Origin of the sequence: Leucobacter chromiiresistens (assembly GCF_001477055.1) — a bacterium.
Lineage (GTDB): Bacteria > Actinomycetota > Actinomycetes > Actinomycetales > Microbacteriaceae > Leucobacter > Leucobacter chromiiresistens_A.
The window spans coordinates 1-594 of record NZ_LDRK01000060.1; the positions used below are offsets into that span (position 1 = coordinate 1).

Annotated in this window: 1 protein-coding gene; it reads right to left on the bottom strand. The window is 70.9% G+C overall.

Going from position 1 to position 594, the window contains the following annotated elements:
* Nucleotides 1-546 (bottom strand): alpha-hydroxy acid oxidase (locus NS354_RS09360; RefSeq protein WP_193750750.1); only part of this gene is annotated, 546 nt, incomplete at its 3' end.
* Nucleotides 547-594: the final 48 nt, after the last annotated feature.

Sequence of the window (594 nt, forward strand, 5' to 3'; positions counted from 1 at the left end):
GAGGGTGTCGAAGCCGGCCTCGGCCGCGCGGCGCACGAGCCCGTAGGAGATCTCGCGATCCTTCATCACGTACAGCTGGAACCAGTTGCGGCCGTGCGGGTTCGCCGCTTTCACGTCTTCGATCGAGGTGGTGCCGAGGGTGGAGAGGGTGAAGGGGATGCCCGCGGCGCCGGCGGCGGACGCCCCCGCGCTCTCGCCCTCGGTCTGCATGAGGCGGGTGAAGCCGGTGGGGGCGATGCCGAACGGCAGCGCGGAGGATCCGCCGAGGATCTGCACGGAGGTGTCGACGTCGGCGGCGGGCTTCAGAATGCCGGGGTGGAACTCGACGTCTTCGAACGCCTGGCGCGCCCGCCCGAGCGAGAGCTCGCCCTCGGCGGCGCCGTCGGTGTAGTCGAAGGCCGCCTTGGGGGTGCGGCGCTTCGCGATGGTGCGCAGGTCGTTGATGGTGAGCGCGGCGTCGAGGCGGCGCTTTCTGCCGTCGAGCTCCGGCTTCTTGAACTGCATGAGCTCGAGGAGCTCGGAGGGCTTGGGGAGTTGACGCTGCATCGGGGTGCCTCTCGTGTGCGGGGGTTCGGGGCCGGCGCCCCAGTCCAG